The organism is Mesorhizobium sp. W067, from assembly GCF_054719525.1.
On record NZ_JBTTII010000001.1, the window covers coordinates 4,729,163 to 4,749,166 of the forward strand.

General features: G+C 61.4%; 15 protein-coding genes. 3 read left to right on the top strand and 12 right to left on the bottom strand.

Annotated features, from left to right (window positions below):
* Positions 1–21: 21 nt before the first annotated feature.
* The 6 genes from ACYG97_RS23095 to ACYG97_RS23120 form a co-directional block, all read right to left on the bottom strand.
* Entirely contained in the window at positions 22–1,203 is a 1,182-nt protein-coding gene (locus ACYG97_RS23095) for an ABC transporter permease (protein WP_031196756.1), read from the bottom strand.
* Positions 1,200–2,198, bottom strand: coding sequence for an ABC transporter permease (locus ACYG97_RS23100; protein WP_023672136.1), 999 nt, complete (start codon positions 2,196–2,198; stop codon positions 1,200–1,202). The genes ACYG97_RS23095 and ACYG97_RS23100 overlap by 4 nt, the downstream gene beginning before the upstream one ends.
* Before the next feature lie 2 nt (positions 2,199–2,200).
* Positions 2,201–4,099: an ABC transporter substrate-binding protein gene (locus ACYG97_RS23105; protein ID WP_023692891.1), complete on the bottom strand. Its 1,899-nt coding sequence runs from the start codon at positions 4,097–4,099 to the stop codon at positions 2,201–2,203.
* Entirely contained in the window at positions 4,096–5,991 is a 1,896-nt protein-coding gene (locus tag ACYG97_RS23110; protein WP_023672138.1) for an ABC transporter ATP-binding protein, read from the bottom strand. The genes ACYG97_RS23105 and ACYG97_RS23110 overlap by 4 nt, the downstream gene beginning before the upstream one ends.
* Before the next feature lie 152 nt (positions 5,992–6,143).
* Positions 6,144–7,484: an adenylate/guanylate cyclase domain-containing protein gene (locus ACYG97_RS23115; RefSeq protein WP_023672139.1), complete on the bottom strand. Its 1,341-nt coding sequence runs from the start codon at positions 7,482–7,484 to the stop codon at positions 6,144–6,146.
* 303 nt (positions 7,485–7,787) lie between these two features.
* Positions 7,788–8,966, bottom strand: coding sequence for a DUF3095 domain-containing protein (locus ACYG97_RS23120; protein WP_027050460.1), 1,179 nt, complete (start codon positions 8,964–8,966; stop codon positions 7,788–7,790).
* A gap of 74 nt (positions 8,967–9,040) precedes the next feature.
* Here ACYG97_RS23120 and ACYG97_RS23125 point away from each other — a divergent pair, with 74 nt between their 5' ends.
* Both ACYG97_RS23125 and ACYG97_RS23130 read left to right on the top strand, forming a co-directional pair.
* The gene (locus tag ACYG97_RS23125; RefSeq protein ID WP_023732840.1) at positions 9,041–10,129 is read left to right on the top strand and encodes a glycosyltransferase family 4 protein; all 1,089 of its coding nucleotides are present in this window, start codon (positions 9,041–9,043) and stop codon (positions 10,127–10,129) included.
* A complete protein-coding gene (locus ACYG97_RS23130; protein WP_023687625.1) occupies positions 10,126–10,884 on the top strand; it encodes a polysaccharide deacetylase family protein in 759 nt (252 codons plus the stop codon). The genes ACYG97_RS23125 and ACYG97_RS23130 overlap by 4 nt, the downstream gene beginning before the upstream one ends.
* 1 nt (position 10,885) lies before the next feature.
* Here ACYG97_RS23130 and ACYG97_RS23135 read toward each other — a convergent pair whose 3' ends face one another.
* The 3 genes from ACYG97_RS23135 to ACYG97_RS23145 form a co-directional block, all read right to left on the bottom strand.
* Positions 10,886–11,737 carry an MBL fold metallo-hydrolase gene (locus tag ACYG97_RS23135; RefSeq protein ID WP_023687624.1) on the bottom strand — a complete coding sequence of 284 codons (852 nt, stop codon included), beginning with the start codon at positions 11,735–11,737 and terminating at the stop codon, positions 10,886–10,888.
* A gap of 111 nt (positions 11,738–11,848) precedes the next feature.
* Complete coding sequence (locus ACYG97_RS23140) at positions 11,849–12,316, bottom strand: cyclic nucleotide-binding domain-containing protein (protein WP_023672144.1); 468 nt, start codon at positions 12,314–12,316, stop codon at positions 11,849–11,851.
* A 34-nt stretch (positions 12,317–12,350) separates the two neighbouring features.
* Positions 12,351–15,065, bottom strand: a complete 2,715-nt coding sequence (locus ACYG97_RS23145; RefSeq protein ID WP_023732839.1) for an ABC transporter transmembrane domain-containing protein — start codon at positions 15,063–15,065, stop codon at positions 12,351–12,353.
* 262 nt (positions 15,066–15,327) lie between these two features.
* Between ACYG97_RS23145 and ACYG97_RS23150 the strand changes: the two genes are divergently transcribed.
* The gene (locus ACYG97_RS23150; protein ID WP_081731080.1) at positions 15,328–15,999 is read left to right on the top strand and encodes a class I SAM-dependent methyltransferase; all 672 of its coding nucleotides are present in this window, start codon (positions 15,328–15,330) and stop codon (positions 15,997–15,999) included.
* Here ACYG97_RS23150 and ACYG97_RS23155 read toward each other — a convergent pair.
* The 3 genes from ACYG97_RS23155 to ACYG97_RS23165 are packed head-to-tail and all read right to left on the bottom strand — an operon-like array spanning position 15,977 to position 19,582.
* Positions 15,977–17,125 carry a glycosyltransferase family protein gene (locus ACYG97_RS23155; protein ID WP_023732837.1) on the bottom strand — a complete coding sequence of 383 codons (1,149 nt, stop codon included), beginning with the start codon at positions 17,123–17,125 and terminating at the stop codon, positions 15,977–15,979. The two genes, ACYG97_RS23150 and ACYG97_RS23155, sit on opposite strands and share 23 nt — an antisense overlap.
* Positions 17,122–18,366, bottom strand: coding sequence for a glycosyltransferase (locus ACYG97_RS23160; protein WP_023732836.1), 1,245 nt, complete (start codon positions 18,364–18,366; stop codon positions 17,122–17,124). The genes ACYG97_RS23155 and ACYG97_RS23160 overlap by 4 nt, the downstream gene beginning before the upstream one ends.
* Position 18,367: 1 nt before the next feature.
* The gene (locus ACYG97_RS23165; RefSeq protein WP_023732835.1) at positions 18,368–19,582 is read right to left on the bottom strand and encodes a glycosyltransferase family protein; all 1,215 of its coding nucleotides are present in this window, start codon (positions 19,580–19,582) and stop codon (positions 18,368–18,370) included.
* Positions 19,583–20,004: the final 422 nt, after the last annotated feature.

The window sequence follows — 20,004 nt, forward strand, 5'->3', positions numbered from 1 at the left end:
CCGCGCGGTGGAACAGCGATATCACTTGTAGGGGTCTGCGGCGTCCCGCAAGCCGTCGCCGAGGAAGTTGAACGCCATGATAACGAGGATGACCGGCAGCATCGGCAAAAGCAGCCATGGATAGAACGCGATCACGCTGACGCTGCGCGCCTCGGTGAGCAGGATGCCCCAGCTGGTTATCGGCGCCCTCAGGCCGAGCCCGAGGAAGCTCAGCGCCGTTTCGCCCAGGATCATGCCAGGGATGGAGAGCGTCGCCGTCGCGATCAGATGCGACATGAAGCCGGGAATGAGATGCCGCCTGATGATGCGGCTGCTTCCGGCGCCCATCAACTGCGCCGCCAGAACGTAATCCTCCTCGCGCAAGGCCAGAAGCTTTGAACGCACGGCGCGCGCCAGTCCGGTCCAGTCGAGCAGCCCGAGGATGACGGTGATGCCGAAATAGATCAGGATCGGACTCCAGGTTATCGGCATGATCGCCGCCAGGGCCAGCCATAGCGGAATGCTGGGAATCGATTGCAGGACTTCGATTATCCGTTGGACGATCAGGTCGAAGATACCGCCGTGATAGCCGGCCAGTCCGCCGATGACGATGCCGAGCAGGAAGCTGAAACTGATGCCGACGAGGCCGATAGTCAGTGAAATGCGTGCGCCATAGATCATGCGCGAGAGCACGTCGCGCCCCAGCCTGTCGGTGCCGGCCAGAAACAGCTGCCCGTTTTCGGCAGGACAGACAAAATGCCTGTCACCTTCGATCAGGCCCCAGAACCGATAAGTGTCGCCCTTGCAGAAGAAACGGAGCCGCTGAACATCGTCGTGCTTCTCGATGTAGTTCCGCTTGAGCGTGTCCATATCCAGCGTCATCTGGCGGCCATAGACGAACGGCCCGACGAACTCGCCATTGTGGAACAGATGCACGTGCTGCGGGGGCGCATAGATGTAGTCCATGTTGCGCGAGTGCAGATTGTAGGGCGCCAGGAACTCGCAGATCAGTATCCCGGAATACAGCACTGCCAGGAATATGCCGGATATAAGCGCAAGCCGGTGTTTGCGGAATTTCCACCACATCAGCCGCAACTGCGATGCCTGAAAGACCTTCGATTGCTCCGGCGTCATCGCCTCGACCGACTGCAGGTCGAAGGGCGCGCCGGAAATGTAGTGTTGCAGTGGAGCACCCGGAGCGGGCAGCGGCGAGTCCTGCTTCATTTGGTGCTGCCACCCTGCAAACGAATTCGTGGATCAAGCAGCGCCAGCGCCAGGTCGGAAATCAGCACGCCGATAACCGTCAGGAAGGCAAGGAACATCAGGAATGACCCTGCCAGATACATATCCTGGCTTTGCAGCGCCTTGATCAGCATCGGCCCGGTCGTTTCCAAAGACAAAACGATAGCCGTGATCTCAGCGCCGGAGATGATGGCCGGCAGGATCGAGCCGATGTCGGAAATGAAGAAATTGAGCGCCATGCGCAGCGGATATTTGACCAGCGCCTTGAACGGATGCAGGCCCTTGGCGCGCGCCGTCACGACATATTGCTTGTGCAGTTCGTCGAGCAGATTGGCGCGCAGCCGCCGGATCATGCTCGCCGTGCCGCCGGTGCCGATGATCAGGACCGGGATCCAGAGATGGGCGAGGATCGACTTCGCCTTGGCCCAGCTCATCGGCTCGCCGAGATATTGCTGGTCCATGAGGTGGCCGATGGACGTGCCGAACCAGATGTTGGCGAAATACATCAGGATCAGCGCCAGCATGAAATTCGGAATGGCAAGGCCGAGAAGGCCGAAGAAAGTCAGGCCGTAGTCGCCCCAGCTGTATTGATGCGTGGCGGAGTACATGCCTATCGGAAAGGCGATGAGCCAGGTGAAGATGATCGTGACGAAGGAAACCAGCACGGTCAGCCACATTCGGTCGCCGACGACGTCGCGAACCGGCAGCTCATATTCGAAGGAATAGCCGAAATCGCCGTGCAGCATCCCGCCCACCCAGTAGAAGTAGCGAATGACCGGCGGCTGGTCGAAACCATATTCCTTGCGCATCATCTGGATGCGGTCGGAATCCACCGCTTCGCCCTGGGCCCGAAGCTCGGCGACATAGCTGTCGAAATAGTCGCCCGGTGGAAGTTCGATGATGGTGAACACAAGCGCCGATATGACCAGCAGCGTTGGAACCATCACGGCGATGCGCCAGACAAGATATCGAAGCACGCTCAGGAGCCTCCAAGCCAGAATGTGTCCGGCATGTAGACACCGAAATAGGAGGTCGGGTCGTAGCCGTAGAGTGCTTTGTCAGGCAGGTTGCGCAGCCGCGAGGATACCAGAATCGGCTGAAGTGTTTCGTTCACCGTACCGATAGAGAACACCTGATCGGTGTAGATCGACAGCATCGAGTTCCAGATTTCGGCGCGCTCGCTGGATTGGGTCGATCCGTTCCAGCGCTTGAGCAAAGCCATCAACTCGACCACTTCAGGAACATCGGGCGCCTCACCCATCTTGCCATGCGACAGATAGTAAGCGCCCCAGAGCGGCCATTGCAGCTGGTCGTCGATGGTGGGGGCCAACTGGTATGGATTCATGTCGGCGGTCGGCACGCCATTGTCGATGCCCGACGACATCGACATCAGGATCTGGCCGCCAAGCGCACGGCTGCGGAAGATGTCGCGCTGCGAAGTCCGGATGAACAAAGCGATGCCGATCTTGCGCCAGTGATCAGTGATGAGTTCGAGCGCATCAGTTTCCAGCGTGCTTTCGCCGGCCGTTTCCACGATGATCTGCGCCGGGCGTCCATCGGGAAGTAGCCGCAGGCCGTCATCGTCACGGGCCTGAAGGCCGACCTCGTCAAGCAGGGCATTGGCCTGGTCGGGATCGTGGGCGACCCAGGCTTTCGCGAATTCCGGCCGGTAGAGCGGGCTCTCCGGCAAGACCGTGTCGGCGCTTTCCTGCGCCAATCCGTAGAACACGGCCATGTTGATCTCGCGCCGGTCCACAGCGAGCGAAAGGGCGCGGCGCACGCGCACGTCACGCAAAAGGCCACGCCACACCGGGTCGGCACAATTCAGATTGGGCATCAGCGCCAGGCGCGAACCCTGTGTGCGTTTCCACAGATGCATCTTCACCGGGTAGCGCTTCTCCGCGTCCTTCAGGAAGGAGTAATCGCTGAAGTCGATTCCCATGCATTGCAGGTCGCTCTCGCCCGCACCGGTCTTGGCGGAGATGATCGCCGACGAGCTGACATTCATGATGATCCGGTCGACATAGGGCAGTTGCCGGCCGTTCTCGTCTGTTCGATGAAAGAACGGGTTGCGCTCGAAGATGAACTGCTCGGCCGGCGGCTTGGTCCGGTTCTGCCAGGGGTCGAGTGTCGGCAGATCCGGGTTCTCCGGGCGATACTGCCGCGACATGCGGATGTGCAGGAGCGTCCATTTTGCGGTCCGGTTCTCCTTCATCAGGCCGGCGAGCCGGAATGGATCCTGATATTTCTTGTGGAACTGCTTGAGATAGGCGGCTGGCAAAACAAGCGGTGTCGGCGAAGCAGCGGCAAGTTTGGGCAGGAAGTCGGGATTGGGCGCGTCCCAACTGTAGCGCACCGTCAACGGATCGACGATCTCGAAACGTGGCGGCTTGCCGTCCGCCAGCAGGGCAGGGGCGAGCCCCCCTTGCGAAAGCTCATCGTTCAGCCAGACATCTTCCCAGCAATAACGAAAATCCTCCGGCGTCAGCAGGCTGCCGTCTGACCATTTATGGCCTTCACGAATCTTGAACGTGAAGACGCGATCATCCTTTACGTCGAAACTTTCGAGAATGTCGGCCTGAAAGTTAAGCTTTTCGTCATAGCCGACCAGCCGGGAATACCCGTAGATCGTCATCATCCGGATATCTTTCTGGCTGCCGATGATCGTACGCAGCGTGCCGCCATACTGGCCGGGCTGCCGGCCCATCGCCGCGAGGTTCAACGCGCGCGGGCTTTTGGGCAGGCGCTCCGCGAGTGGCGGCAGAGCCCTGGCTTTCAGCTGCGGCTGAAGAAAATCCGGCTCCAGATCGCCGGCGCGCGCCGTGCCCGGCAGAAATGCCGAAGCCATGAGACCAAGGACAGTGCGGCGGCTGATCAATGGCGTAACTCGCTGACATCGGCCGAACGTCGGGCCAGCACGAGATGGCCGCCGCCGAGATCGAGCGGCGACAGCATATCCTCTTCGCCCTCGTCGCGGAATTGCGGGCCCCATGCGCTGGTGTCGGAAGCGCCGCCGAGCTTCAGCGTCTTGAAATCCATCGGCCGGTCGAGATCGGGGAAGGGGACTGCGGCGAGCAGTGAGCGCGTGTAGGGGTGGATCGGTTTCCTGAGCAGAATTTCGCGCGGTGCAAGCTCGACGATACGCCCGCCGCACATCACCGCGATGCGGTCCGCCATGTAGTCCACCACCGCCAGATTGTGGGATATGAACAGGTAGGTCAGGCCCAGTTCCTTCTGCAGGTCCTTCAGAAGGTTCAGGATCTGCGCCTGCACGGAGACATCGAGCGCCGAAACCGGCTCGTCGCAGATCAGCAGTTCAGGCCCCAGCGCCAACGCGCGCGCGATGCCGATACGCTGACGCTGCCCGCCGGAGAAGCTGTGGGGATAACGCTGGATGAAGCGCGGATCGAGCCCGATTGCCTGCATCAGGCTCTTGACCGTGGCTAGCCGGGACGCGGCATTGCCACGTTGATGGATTTCCAGCGGCTCGCTCAAGATGTTTTCCACGGTCATGCGAGGCGAAAGCGACGAGACCGGATCCTGGAAAACCATCTGGAGTTTCGCCCGCAGCAAGCGCAGGGCGTCTCCCTCGGCTTCCAGGACGTCGATCGGTCCGTCGCGGCCGTTGAAGATCACGGAGCCGCCGGTAGGGGTGACGGCCCGCATCAGGATCTTGCTGACGGTGGTTTTGCCGCAGCCGCTTTCGCCAACCAGGCCCAGGCACTCACCTCGCCTGATGTCGAAGCTGACGCCGTCCACGGCGCGAACAGAGGTCTGATGGCTCCCGCTGAACCATCCGGAGTTGCGGATGGTGTAGACCTTTTTCAGATCCCTGACCGACAGCAGAATGTCGTCCGGCCCCTTCGCTTCCGGCGCCGTCTGCTTGCCCAGCAGGGTCCCGACATTCACCGGCACCTCGCGGAGCGCCTTCAGCCTTTCGCCAGGCTTCAGGTCGAAATGCGGGACGGCTGCCATGAGGCCCTTCAGGTAAGGGTGGCCTGGCCGGCGGAATATTGCCTCCACAGGGCCCGCTTCCATGATCTCGCCATGGTACATGACCACCACCTCGTCGGCGACATTGGCAACCACCCCGAGGTCGTGCGTGATCAGCAGCATTGCCATGTTGAGCTTGGTCTGAAGCCCGCGCAGCAATTGCAGGATTTGCGCCTGGATGGTGACGTCCAACGCCGTCGTCGGCTCATCGGCGATCAACAGAGCGGGCCGGCAGATAAGCGCCATGGCGATCATGGCGCGTTGCCGCAATCCTCCCGAAAGTTCGAACGGATACATGTCGTAGGCGCGCTTGGGATTGGGGAACCCGACGAGGCCGAGCATTTCCTCGGTCCGTGCCTTGCGCTCCGTCCGATCCATGTGCGTATGAATCTGCAGGGATTCGCTGACCTGGTTGCCGATCGTGTGCAGCGGCGACAGCGATGTCATCGGCTCCTGAAAGATCTTGCCGATGCGGCTGCCTCTCAACGCCCGGATTTCGGGTCCGTCGCGCGGCATCTGCAGGATATCCTGCGTCGTGCCGGGCTTTTTGGGATCGGAAAACAGGATACGGCCGCGAACATGGGCCGTGTTCGGCAAGATGCCCATCACGGCCTGGCTGAGAACCGATTTTCCGGAACCGGACTCACCGACAAGTGCGGTGACCTTGCCGGGCAGGACGCGAAGATTTGCCCGCCTGACGGCATGCAACGGTCCCCCGACAATGGCAAAAGAGATGCCAACATCCTCGATCCGCAGCAGATCAACGCCTGCATCCATTCCCACACCAGCCCCAATCTGGCGCCTCCCGACCGGCCCCAAAAAAGCAAGACTAGCGCATTGTCAGCGCAGAGCAACTTGGATTCGAAACGAATTCCCCGGCGACCGGCGGCCGGACAGCATACCAGGGCGTCCAGATCGGATGGTGGTGACTACTGGAGCTTCCTCCGGTCGCCCGCCGACAGCCGCGCGGCATCGCGATGAAGCAGCATGACCTGCTCGGCGTCCGATATCCGATCGTGAAACGGCTGCAGCGCAGCGTCTTCATCGAGTGCGAGAGCACCCGACAGATCGGGTGAAAGCACCGTCAGCTTCTGCTTGCTGCCCGCCAGTTCCTCCTCGCCGAGCGTCAGCCAACTGTTGGCCCCGCAATAGCCGGCGAAGTCCTTGCTGGCGAGAACGCTGTGCGGATATTTCTTGGTCAGGGTCTGGAGACGCTGGACCTCGTTTACAGCCGAGCCGAAGACCGAGAATGTGAGTCGGTCGGTAAGCCCGACATTGCCGAACATCACATTGCCGACATGCAGGCCGATACCAAATTTTATGTCGCCCAGTCCTTGCTCTTTTCTGCGCAGATTGAGCTCCATCATGCGCATGCTGGCCTTGTGCGCAGCCGCAAGAGCAGCCTGGCAGGCGATCTCTGACTGCGCGCGGTGCCTTTCGCAGGGGTAGACGGCAATGAATCCATCCCCCAGGAAACTCATGATCTGCCCGCCTTTGCGATTGAATGGTGCTGCGATGGCATCGAAAAACTGGTTCAGCGTATCGATATAGACTTCGCGGCCGGAGGTTTCGGCGAGCCTTGTCGACCCGCGCATATCGCCCATCACCAGCGCGGCCCGGATTGTGTCGCCCTCGCCGCGCTTGATCTGGCCGTCCAGCACGCGCCTGCCGGCGTCACCGCCGAGATACGTGGTCATCATGTTGTCGGCAAGCTTGGTGAGCACCGCCATCTTGCTTGCTATGGCGAGATGGTTCTGGATCCGCAGCAGCGCCGAAATCATGCTGTCGCTGAAGCCTGAAGCACTGTCGGTGGACCAGGACCCCAACATGCCCTGACTTGTATCGCCGTTGAAGGGATGGACGAAAGCCATGTAATCGGTGACGCCCATAAGCCTGAGCTCATCGAAAACAGGAAACTCCGACCGCACCGACGGGTCGAGCCGGCGCCGCAGATGGTCGAGCTTGTTGCTGAGCAGATGGTAGTATGGGCTGGTTAGGAATCTGTCGGAATGGACGCCGTTCTCACTCCGGAAGCCTTCCACTTCCAGGCCTTGGCCGCGAATCCAGGTGAAACCGAGCGCGTCATAAAGCGGATGCAGCATCGAAAAGCTCAAATGCACCCGCTTCAGCGGCAGGCCGGCAGCAGCCAGCCGTTCACAAAAACCCTTGACCAATGTTTCCAGGTCGTCGCCCGCCAGCGCCGATTGGGTCAGCCAATCGGCAACCTTATCCATGAGAATGTTGGAAATTTCTGCTTGCGCTGTGCTCATGCTATCTCGAAACCCGTCGAAGACGAGCCATCTCCTTTGATCCGCAAAATTCTCGAAGTCAATGAAGCCGGCTTCGGGGGCAGAAGCCGGCGAAGAATATCCCGAATGACTGTCCTTGCAGGAAGCAAGCAGACGTCGACCGCACAAATCACCTGCAACACTATGTGGCGAGGCTGCCGGCGAAGTGCAATCCCGATCCTGACATCGCGCAAATAATTGGTCGGCTCAGGCACCGTTGGGCTCGCCGGGTCCCAAGAACCATGGCCGCGGCGCATTGCGGAAAATCGATTCCCCAAGCCGTCATCAGACCGGCGCCTTCGCCTTCAGGCTTGCGGCAGCCATTGCATAGCCGCCGGCGGCGCCATCGATGAAGTGAACATGATCGCGCTGCAGCGGCGAGATGACGAGGCATGTCATCAAGGCCGACTTCTGGCGGTGCAGGCCATAGTTGCAGATGCCGGCCTCTTCCGCTTGTTTCAGCCGGTTCTCGATCCGCTGCAACACATCCGCGTCGACGTCGATGGTCATCTTCAAGCCGTCGTCGAACTTGCGGAAATCCGAATTGCTGGCCACCTCGCGCTTGTAGACCTTCGGATCGAAACCGCCGATCGTCCAGCCCAATTTGTCGGTGACGGCCGTAAGCGTCATCAGGAAGATCACCCACAGCTTGGCCAGCCACCGCCGCCCCGGCGGCGCCGTGGCCCGTGCCTCGACATCGAGACCGGCGGGCAAGAGACTGTAGGCCGGACCGTCCACCGGCACCGGGTGGCCATCGCGCTCCTGCCTGCCGGCAAGGGTGATGATGTCGGAAGCCAGAAACTGGAAACCACGCAAGTCGCGCGATGCCCCGGGCACGGCTATGATCGAGACAATTTCGCCATGCCGGGCTTCGATCGGGTTCCAGCGGCAGGAGAGGCCGGTCAGATCCGGCCGCGCGCCGGCCGGGGCGGGGTCGACGCGGTAGCGCCCGGCTTTCATTTCGGCTTCCGCCCAACTGCCGCCGCCGCCGGCGAACATGGCATAGAAGGCTGCTTCAGAGGCCTGGAACCTCGCCACGCGAACGTCGAGGCCTTGCGCTCTTATGTCCTTTATCGGCACGATTGCGGCACGCAAGGTCAGGTCCAGTTCGTCCGCCACCCATCTCTGGACAGAAGCCAGCGCGTTACGGGCGATCTCCAGCGCCGAGCCGGGAAACGCCACGAGCGCGCCGTCGCCGCCGAAGACGAAGGGAAGATCTTGCCGGCCCAGTGCATTGAGCAGCGCCGAAATGACGCTGGCGCCGGCCATATTGACGGTTTTGTAGCGCCCGGCTTCGATCGCCTTGGTCGAGCCGACGATGTCGGCGGTGGCCAGCGCCCAGCCATCGGGGAGAGGCCGATAGTTGTCGATATCGGCAACGCTTTCGAACTTTGCGAAGACCGGCAAAGAAGCGACGAACGGGTCGGACGCGACAGCTGTTTCCATAAGCATCAGATAGCACATTCCAACGCTTGAAGGTGAAGTCGATCATGCCTCGAAATTGACTTGGGCAGGCTTTGCGATGATAGGATCGCGCGATGCGAATTGCCTTCTACGCCCCGCTGAAGTCGCCCAATCATCCCGTTGTCTCCGGCGACCGCCAGATGGCACGGATGCTGGTCCAGGCGCTGCAGCATGGCGGGCATAGCGTCGAACTGGCATCGGAGTTGCGCTTCTATCTACGCCAGCCGGAACCGAAAAGTTTCGATGCGCTCATGATCGAGGCCCGGGACGAAGCCGCGCGACTGACAAGGCTTTGGGACCGCGACGGCAAGCCCGATCTCTGGTTCTCCTATCATCCCTACTACAAGGCGCCCGACCTGATCGGGCCCGAGCTGGCGTTGGCCTTTGCCGTCCCCTATGTGACGGCCGAAGCCTCCTATTCCGAACGGCGCAACGCCGGTTCGTGGGCCGATAGCCAGGCATTGGTGGCGCGAGCCATAGAGCAGGCGGCGCTGAACATCTGCTTCACGCAAAGGGATCGCCAGGGGCTGGCGGATGCTGTTCCCCACGCCGCTCTCGGTATGCTTTCACCCTTCATCGACACATCGGCATTCTACGAAATGCCGGTACTGGATTATCCGACGCGCCTCGTGACCGTCGCCATGATGCGCCCGGGCGACAAGGTCTTGAGCTATCGCATGCTGGCGCAGGCGCTCGGGTTGATCGGCCACCTCCCCTGGACGCTGTCGGTCGTCGGGGACGGACCTGCCCGTGACGAGGTAAAGGCGCAATTCGCCGGCTTGCCCGCCGACCGTATCGAATGGCTTGGCGCGATTGAGCCGGTCGCCGTGCCGGATGTCCTCTATCGCGGGGGAATCTACGTCTGGCCGGGTTACGGCGAGGCCTATGGCATTGCCTATCTTGAAGCACAGGCCGCCGGCCTTCCGGTGGTGGCTCAGGACGTTGCCGGCGTGCCGGAGGTCGTGCGGCATGGCCAGACCGGGTTTCTCACCCCGCCAGGCGATGTAGCGGCGTTCGCTTCCGCAATTGCAAGGCTTCTGGCCAACAATGACGAAAGAACCATCATGGCTGCAGAGGCCAGACGTTTCGTTCTCGAAGAACGCTCTCTCGGTGCTGCAAAGGCCCGTCTGGCGGAACTTCTCAAGATGATCCCGTTGTCATGACATCCGACCCGATTTGGCAGCCCCTGGTGGACGAGCTGGCGCACCGGCAACGGGCGGGCCGCAAGGCAGAGTTCTGGCTGCGCGACGATGACGCCGTGGATCCTACGCCGGCGCTCGATCGGTTGCTCGACCTCACCGGTGACTTCGCGGTTCCGGTCACTCTGGCCGTCATTCCGGCCCAGACCGACGGGAAGCTTGTCGTCCGGCTTGACGCCGCGCCGCATGCCACGGTCGCCATTCATGGCTGGGCGCACCGAAATCATGCGCCCGAGGGTCAAAAAAAGCAGGAGCTCGGCGCGCATCGGCCACGCGAGGTGGTGCTGGATGAGCTGGCCGGCGGGCTGTCGCGTGTAACCGGCCTGCACGGCGCACGTGCGGTTCCGATGCTGGTGCCGCCCTGGAACCGGATCGACGCCGGCCTGGTACCCGACCTCGGATCGATAGGATTTGCGGCATTGTCGGTGTTCGGGCCGCCAAGGCCGGCTTCCTTGGCGGTCATCAACAGCAATGTCGACATCATGGATTGGCATGGCACGCGCGGCTGCCGCGATCATGGTCTGTTGGTTCAGGCCATCGTCGCGCAATTGCAGCGTGCATTCGACGGCGGCGAACCGGTCGGCCTGCTCACCCACCATCTCGTCCATGATGAATCGGCATGGCTTTTCCTCGAACGGCTGTTCACGATCACCGCGCGGACCGAAGCCTGCGCATGGCTTCCGATCAGCACATTGACCGAACGCAGCGCCGGAAAATAGCTCAGCGCTTTTTGTGCAAGACTGGAAATGTGAGCGTCTGGCCATCCCGCGCCGCAAAAGCGCCGGCAAACCTGTCCTTGGCCAGTTTCTCCATCTCGTCCAGCTCATCGTCGGTGCGTGCCGGATCGTGGTGAAACAGCGCAAGCCCGCGCGCGCCGGCCGCCTCGCAGAGCTTGACGCCCTGTTGCCATGTCGAGTGCCCGTTGCCGCGGTAGCGCTCCATTTCCTCCTCGGTGTAGGTGCAGTCGTAAATGACGAGGTCGGCATCTCTGATCAGGCCGAGCACCGCCTGGTCGAGTTTGCCCGGCTCGTGCTCGGTGTCTGTGATGACCGCCACGACGCGGCCCCCCCATTCGACCCGGTAGCCGATGCAGCCGCCCGGATGGGTAAGACTACCGGTTCGTACAACAACTCCTTCGCGTGGCCGAAGCAGGTCTCCGGATGCGAAATCGCGGCAGTCGAGGCTCGCCTTGCAGACACCGAGTGTCACCGGAAACCATGGCGGCCGAATGAATTCATCGACCATCTGCCGCGTCGTCATGCGTCCAGCGAGATGCCCGGACCAAAGCGTAACTTTGATGCCTCGTTCATAAATAGGCTTGAAAGCCGGCAGCCCGATGATGTGATCGTAATGGCAATGGGTAAAAAACAGGTCGAAATCGGTGACGCCCGACGCTCGAAGCGTCCTGCCGGCAGGCCGCAGGCCGGAGCCCGCGTCGAACAGAAGCGTATGATTGCCGCATTGCATCTCGATGCAGATCGTGTTGCCGCCATAGCGAGCAAATTCTGGCCCCGACACCGCAATGCTGCCGCGCACGCCCCAAAACCTGACAAGGAAGAAATCGTCGTCCATGCACCCTTTCGCCCATCGTAGCCAACCAACTGCTGCCAGAGTCGTTCCAGGAAAGGTGTGACACGGTTCCGGAAACTGCATCCAAACAAAGAAACAGAGCGGCTCGCCGCTTCAGTGCAACTGTGAATCGCTCTCGGCCGTTCGTGCGTCGATCAGGTCCGCGGTCGTACTGCTTAGCCTATCGGCAAGAACCCGCAATATCTCGATGGTCATTTCGGGAAACTCCTTCATAAGCCTCAGGAAATGGTCCTTGCGGATTCTCAAGGCCTCCAGCTCACTTGCCGCTTTGACGGTGGCAGTACGGGAGCTGTTGCACAATATGGCAATCTCGCCAACGATCGAATTTGGCAGCAATTCGGCAACTTTGATCGGCCCATTGTCGGAATCGACCAGAATATCCGCGCTGCCAGAAAGGATGACATAGGCGGCGTCTGCCTCGTCGCCCTGCCGGAAAAGAATCTGGCCGGCACTGTAGTTCACGCGATCGGACGTGAACGCGAGCAGCTTGAGCTTTGTCGGCTCGATGCCAGAGAACAAGGGAACGCGTTGCAGCATTCCAACTTCATCCTTGAGCAGCATTGTCGCAAACCTTCCTGAATTCGCGTTTGCCAGACTATGACACAAGTTCCTTGAAGATACCGTTTCCCGCCAAGAGTGTCTCGTGTGTTCCGTCTTCCACCAATTGGCCTGAGTCAAAGACCACAACCCGGTCGAACATCGTCGCCATTGCCGGATTCGTCACCACCCACACAATTGCCGGCGAATGGCCGTCGCGTCTGGCTTCGTCGAGCACATTCCGCAGCACCTTGTCCTGCACGCGCTGGTCGAGCGCCGACAGCGGCCGATTGAGAATGAGGAAATCGGGACGCTTGAGCAAGGCGCGGGCAACATCGAGCTTCTGTCGCTGTCCGCCGGTCAGCCGCCTGCCGGCGGCGCCGACGTTGAAGTCCAGGCCGACATCCAGAAGCTCGGCATAAAGCCCCAGTTCGTCAAGAATATCATAGACGATGGAGCGAATGCGGTCCGGCGCGTCGGGATGGTTGTTGCCGACACGCCCGAACAGGACGTTGTCCATGACGGTGGCCGCGGCGATGTATTTGGCAGGGTCAAACCGTTCGACAGCTTTCTCCAGCTCGGCCGGCAGGTTTTCATAGAACTGGTTGCGTGCAGCGATGATCTTGCTCATCAGCTCGTCGGTCAAGAGGCCGAAGCGATGCCGGGGCTCGATATAGGCAAAGCTCAACGTGACCATCATGGCGCGGTCGTTCTCCGAAACCGCATCGTAGGGGCGATTCTTGAGCCGTTGCAGCAAGGTTTCGTAGGCGGGTATCTCCTCGGCGCTCATGAAGGCGAGCTGCTGGAAGAACTGGTGTTCGGGCGGCAGGTCGGCAAACAGCTCGATCGCCTGTTCGGCGATCTCCATGCCCATTTCGTAGAGCGTGCGGTCGAGGCCGGCTTGCTTCAGCACGGAAGCAAAATAGGGATTGGACGCCAGTGCCTTGTGAGCCAGTTCGGGGCCGGCCGCAGCGCCGAAGAGCAGGTTCTGGCCGATCGTCGCTTCCTTGTTGTAGGCGCCCGGTTCAAAAGGAACCACCAGCGCGCTCAGGCCTTCTTCCTCCAACCGGGTTCGCAGCGCCGCACGCAATTCGACGATCCGCCCGGCAAGCTTCGTGTGGCGCTTGAGGTCGGCCGAAGAGCGCAAGCCTAGATCCAGAATGTCGCGCGACAGAAGAACCGCGTCGAGCACCCGGCGCACGGCTTCGAAGAGGTCGTGCGGGCCGGTGGCGCCGGCGGAGGCATAGTTGATCCAATCGCTGCGGATATCGAGATCCGGATTGCCCGACCGGCGCGCCTCGTCGATATTCCAACGGTGCTGGTCCGCCGCGGCGCCGTCATATGTCACCGATGTCAGCGGCGCATGCTTCAACCCGTAGAGCAAATTGTCGCGCAGGCTTGCCTGGAACAGGAAAACATCCGACGAAGCGTAGGACATGCGCCGGCCGGTCACGGCTTCGGGGAGATCGAGCAAGTCATCGGAGCCCGAAACGATCCTTCCGCTGTCCGGCCAGGTCAGCCGCGCAAAGGCTTCCGCAAGCGCCTCCGCTCCCCCTGTTGCGGTGCTGACCAGCGCCACCGTCTCACCCGGCTTGACCTCGAGCGAGATGCGATTGAGGAGCATTGCGCCGCCATCGTCTGCTATCGACAGGCTGACCGCCGACAGCGGCTTGGTCATCGGATCGGGATCGTCGACCGTCAGTGCTCCGATTTCCGGCGCGATGATATTCTCGACGGTGAACTGTTCGACGACCTGCTGATATTTGACCTGGACATCCTGCCGGTCCTGATCCCAGTCGATCAGTTCCTTCATCGGTCCGGGCAAGTCCTTGTAAGCGCCGATCACGGCCACGAGCTGGCCGACATCCAACCGCCCCTGGATGACCAGATAGCCACCGATCATGTAAAACAGAAAGGGCGTGAGCTGCGCGAGAAAATTGTTGAGGAACTTTACCATGAATTTCCATTGGTAAAGATCGAAGCGGATTTTGAAGATGAGCCCGAGCCGGGCTGCTATGTCGGCGCGCTCGTAGTTCGACGTATCGTGGACGTGAACCGCGCCGATGCCGTCGACGATTTCGCCAACCCGGCCTGAAAGCGCGCGCGCCGTCAACTGCCGCTGGCGCCCGAGCACGAGCAGCCGCCGCCGCATTCGCGGGATAAGCACGATCTGGATCGCCACGATCACGACCGCTATCATTCCGAGCCAGACGTTCTGGACCATGATGAACAGCATGGCCGTCAGCGCCTGGCCGCCGAGCAGCACCGGCTGCAGGAAGGCATCGCCAATGAAGCCGCCCAGCGGCTCCACCTCGTCCTTCACCATGGTCGCCACTTCGGCGGATTTCACCCGCTTGAAGTAAACCGGCGGAAACCGCAGCACACGATCGACCAGATCGAAACGAATACGCCGCAGCATGCGTTCGCCGAGCCGGCCCTTGTAAGTGTTGATGTAGAGCTTGAACAAGCCGTTGATGACGACCAGCAAGAGGAACACAAGGCTGAGCGCAAGCAGGGTCGAGGTGCGGTCCAGTTGAAAACCGGAGAAGAACTGGACCTCGCCGATGAACGGCAGGTTATAGTGCAACCGCATGAATGGCAGGGTCGCGCCCGGTTGCTCGAACCCCTTGCCCTGGATCGGGCCGTTGACGATCAGCTTCGGCAGGTCGAACGACATGAAATACGGGACCATCGAAAGCACGACGATCATCAATATCCAGAGCTGCTGCTTCCTGGTGTGCGTCCAGATATAGCGGGCTAGGCTGGTTTCCATATGCGATTGTCAGTTTGAAGGATGCGGAATGTAAAGGCACCTGCTGGCAAATGGTGTATCGGCCATGTCTTCGCCGCCAACGACGAGCTCAAAGCGGCAGCTGCGCGCCAGGCGGATGGGCGCCGATGGTCCGGACAAATTCAATCGGCCTCCTCCGGGCAATGGCGAAACGGCTTGCGGCACAGTCGCGTCCGCAAGTCGAACAGGCAAGAGGCAAGATTGCGTTGTGTCGCCGGAAATCCCAACATAGAAGACGAATATGATGGATGTCACGCAACCACGCAATGCCGGCATGGGTGGGCATGAGCAAGCCCTGGACCTCACGCGGGGAATTGCCGCCTACGTCGACCACCCTCTCGTGGCCGGGCTGGCGCGCGTCATCGCCAAGCATCCGCAGGCCGATATCGCCAATGCCTTCAACCACAAGCAGGTCGCCTGCAAGATGTGGGCGCTCGACAGGCTGTTCGAAAGCGACGGCGGCCGGTTCGAACGCATATGGGTTCTGGGTGGATGGTACGGCGTATTGCCGGCGATGCTTTTCAACGACGCCCGCTTCGACATCGCGGCGATCGACAGCATCGACATCGATCCCGAAGTCGGCGCGGTCGCCCGGACACTCAACCGGCAAGCCGGCGAGCGGTTTCAAGCGCTGACGGCAGATATGTACACACTCGACTATGCCGCCGGCGGGCCTGACCTGGTGGTCAATACGAGCTGCGAACACATAGCCGATCTCAGCGCCTGGCTTGCCCTGCTTCCGCGGGGTACGAACGTGCTGCTGCAGTCGAACGATTATTTCAGCGAGCCGACGCACATCAACTGCGTGGCGTCACTTGCGGCCTTCGAAGCCATGGCGGCGCTGCGGCAGATCAGGTTCTCCGGCGAATTGCCGACAAAAAATTATACACGCTTCATGCTGATCGGAACTGTTTGAAGCGCTCGCGCAGGATTTGCGCCGAGCGCCGCGCCCCTTCCAGATCGAGGCGATGCGCGGCTGGCGGCGGTCCCGCAAGCGCCTGCTCGATCGCTTGCGCCAGACCTTCAGGCGTCAGGTCCTGTTCCGTCAGCACCGTTGCAAGACCGAGCTCTTCAAGCATCAGGGCGCGACGCGTCTGCTCGGTTTCCCCGCCGGCTGCAAATGGAACGAGCAGCGAGCGACACCCCGCGCGCATGACATCGCAGACCGTGTTGTAACCCGCCTGCGAGACCGACAGGCGGGCGCCGGTCAGCAGGCTGGCGAAATCCTCGCGGAACCGGAAGATGGACAGGCGTGGGGAGGCATCGCGTGCAATCGCGTCAAACTCGTCCTTCGGCAGGTTTGGGCCGGTGATCAAACACCATGTCCAGGCGTTATCGGCACTTCGCGCCGCCGCGACGGTGGATCTGACAAGGCTCTTTCCGGCCGCCCCGCCGCCAACCGACACCAGAACGTCGAAGCGCTCTGAGGCCGCTTGCGCCGGCGGCGCGGCAACGAGCCCTGTGTAGGCGACCTCGGCCCTGATCGCCCCAGCCAGCGGAAATGTCTTGTCGATGGTTGCGAAAGCCGGATCGCCATGGACCATGACAAGATCGAAATGCCTGTTGACGATATCGACCGTTTCTTCGTTTCGGCTCGGCTTCACGCGCTCCTGAAGGATGTCGCGGACGGACGCCGCCAGCAGCGGTCTGGGCGATGTCGCTTCGATGGCCTCGATCAGTGGCAAGAGTTCGAAACGCATCTGCCGGCGTCCAAAGGGAAACGCCTCGATAATGACGATGTCGGGCCTGTAATCCCGGAAAGCCTGCAGCAGCATCTCTGAGCGCCGCGTCTTGAAATCATCGTCGACGGCTTTGCCCTGCAGGTCGACAAGTCCGGAAAATCCTTCGTCACCGGAGGTGACAGGCGGCAGGGTCACGGATTTTACACCCGATCCCGGAAATCCCGCGATCGGCGCTCCGCCGGTCACGACGGTGACGTCGAACCCGTCATCGACCAGAGCCGCCGCAATGCGGCTGGCGCGCGCGAGATGGCCGATGCCGAGCAGGTGCTGAACATAGAAGAAAGCGCGCAGCCGCTTCATTCGGCGGCCCGCCACTCCCGCTCGAACAGTTCCTTGAGCTGTCCAATGCCTGCCACATGATCGAAATTGCTTCGCACGCGCCGCTCCGCGGCGTCGCCGAGGCGGACGCGCAGGACGGGATCGCGGATCAGGCGCTCCAGCGCCTGTGCCAGGGCAGTCGGGTTTTCCGAGGGAACCAGCAGCCCGGTTTCATCCGACGATAAAAGCTCCGGCACGCCGGAAATATCGGTCGACACGCAGGCAAGCCGCTGGCTGGCCGCCTCCACCAGAACATTCGGCAGGCCGTCCCGGTCACCATCCGCGGTGATCCTGCAGGCCAAAGCGAAGATGTCGGCGCTGCGGTAGTGCTCAAGCACCTCCTCCTGCGCCAGCGCGCCTTTCCAGGAGACGCGCCCCTCCAGTCCGAGCCTTTGCGCCAGCGCCTTCAGCCGTTTCAGTTCCTCGCCGCCACCGATATGCTCGAAACACCACGCCAGATCGCCATGCAAGAGGGCAAGAGCCTCCAGCAACGTATCATAGCCCTTCTTTTCAACGGCGCGTCCGACACTCAAGATCATGACCGGTTCGGCCGGCGCCGAGCCGTCACGCTGTTTTCGCGCCTCGCCGAAACTGCCGAAGCGGTCAAGGTCGAGCCCATGATAGCTCAGATGCACGGACGAACTGCCGTTGGCGAGTTTTTTCAGATGGTCGAAGCCGGTTTTCGTGCACGTGACCGTCCAGCGCGCCGAGGAAAGCTTGCCGGCCAGATCCCAGTCCGCCGACGTCCAGATGTCCTTGGCATGGGCTGAGCAGCTCCAGGGCAAGCCACGAAGCTGGCTGGCATAGCGCGTCACCGATGCCGGCGTGTGCGCGAAATGGGCATGCAGCCATCCGGCATCTTGCGGCCATTCGGCCGCCAGCACCAGCGCTTGCCCGAAGCGCCGCGCGCGATTGCGGGTAAAGTCGCGGCGGATATCGGCAGCGAGCGATTTGAGCGCGCGCCAGAAGCCAGGCCGCGGCAGACAGGCAAACAGCGACCGAACCACGCGCAGCGGCTCTCTGTGCAGATATTCCGGCAGATAATGGACGGGGGCCTTGATCTCGTCATGCACGGGATGACGTTTTGCGTCGGTCGGCCGCCTGAGCGCGAAAAGTATCAGGTCGAACCCCGCACGCTCCAGACCGAGCAGCTCCTGCGCGATGAAGGTTTCCGACAGCCGCGGGTAGCCCTTCAGAACCACGACGATCTTGCGGTGTTGCAACTCAGTTCATGCCTTCAATGACCGAAAGGTGATGGCCGGCCCGCCGGTCGAGCAGTTCCGCGACGATTTCGGAAATATGAGGCAGCCCTTCCAGCGTCAGATGCGCATTGCTCTGCGATGGGCGGGGCCGGCCCGGCAAAACCTGCAGCGCATCGGCAAACCGCTGGGCATCCTCGGCCTCCTCGGGCAAAAGCATCTCGATGAGGCCGAGTTCGGCTGCGCGCCGTGCCCGGATCAGCTGTTCCTCGCGCGGCGTGACGCGCGGCACGATCAGCGCCGGCTTGTCGAAAGACAGTATCTCGCAATAGGTGTTGTAACCGCCCATCGCCACCACCGCCTTGGCGCCGGCAATCAGCTCTTCCATGCGGTTGTCGAATTCGATGATCTTGACGTAGGGGATCTTGGCCCCTTTCCTGACCAGCTTGTTGCGCTTGCGCGCCGGCATGTAGGGCCCAAGCACGATCAGCGCCCGGTGCTGCAATCGCGGATCCTGCTGATAGGCCTCGATGACGTTGTGGATCAGGTCGGCGCCGTCACCGCCGCCACCGGTGGTAACCAGGATATAGTCGCCCTCGGGCCGGTGGCCGGGCAACTGGTTCTGCTGCAGGCTCCGTTGCAGGAAACCGACGAACTTCATCTTTGCCCTGACCGCCGGCGGCACCTCCAGGCCGGTCAGCGGATCGTAGAAATCCGGCGGGCCATAGACCCAGACCTTGTCGTAGAACAGGCCGATCTTGCGCATCACATCCCTGCGTGCCCACTCCGCTTCGAGCAAAAGCGGCGCGTCCATCACCTCGCGCAGGCCAAGCACGAGCGTGGTGCCCCGCGTCTTGAGGTAGGACAGCGTATCCTCGATCTCTCCGCGCAGCCCCAGCGGTTCCTTGTCGACGATGAAGATATCCGGCCGGAAGCTCTCGGCTGTGTGGCGGATAATCGACTGCCGCATCCTTAGCGTCTCATGCAGATCGATGTCCTTTTCAAGCGAGGTGTATTCGCCGTTGCGCAGCTTGATGACGCTGGGAATCTTCACGAAGTCGACGCGGGCGCGGTAGTCGAAGGCGCCGGCGATGGTCGCGCCCGAAATGATAAGCACCTGAAGACCGCGGAAATCCCCGACCAGCGAATGCGCGATCGTTCGGCAGCGCTGCAAATGGCCGAGCCCGAACGTGTCGTGGCTGTACATGAGAATTCGTGCGTCTTTTGCGTGCTGTGTCATTGTGAACGTCTTTTAGAATTCTCGCCGGACCGTGGGCAACCCCGCAGGCTTCGAAACCATTCTCGCGGGTCTAACGACCTGTTTTGAAACATGGGGGCGAGAGGTACGCAACGGCATTCTTCACCTGGGCACGAATGCCAGGGGGCGCTGATTGTGGCGCCATGCCTTGTCTTCGCCGATGATAGACGGCCCGAGCACAAATCTCTGTCATGAGGCTTGACCCCGTGGAATTAAATGCCCTGCGGCCTGAGGCAGGCAAAGCGAACATTGCGAAAAATCAAGGGCGACCAAGGCGAAATGAGGCTGCCGCACATTGTGAGGAGAACCCGCACCTTGGGAAAATGCTTCATAATCCATCGAAACACAACGGCCGCCAGAGGCCGCACGTTGCGGCCTTTTATCCTGCCATCAGCCTTGGCCTG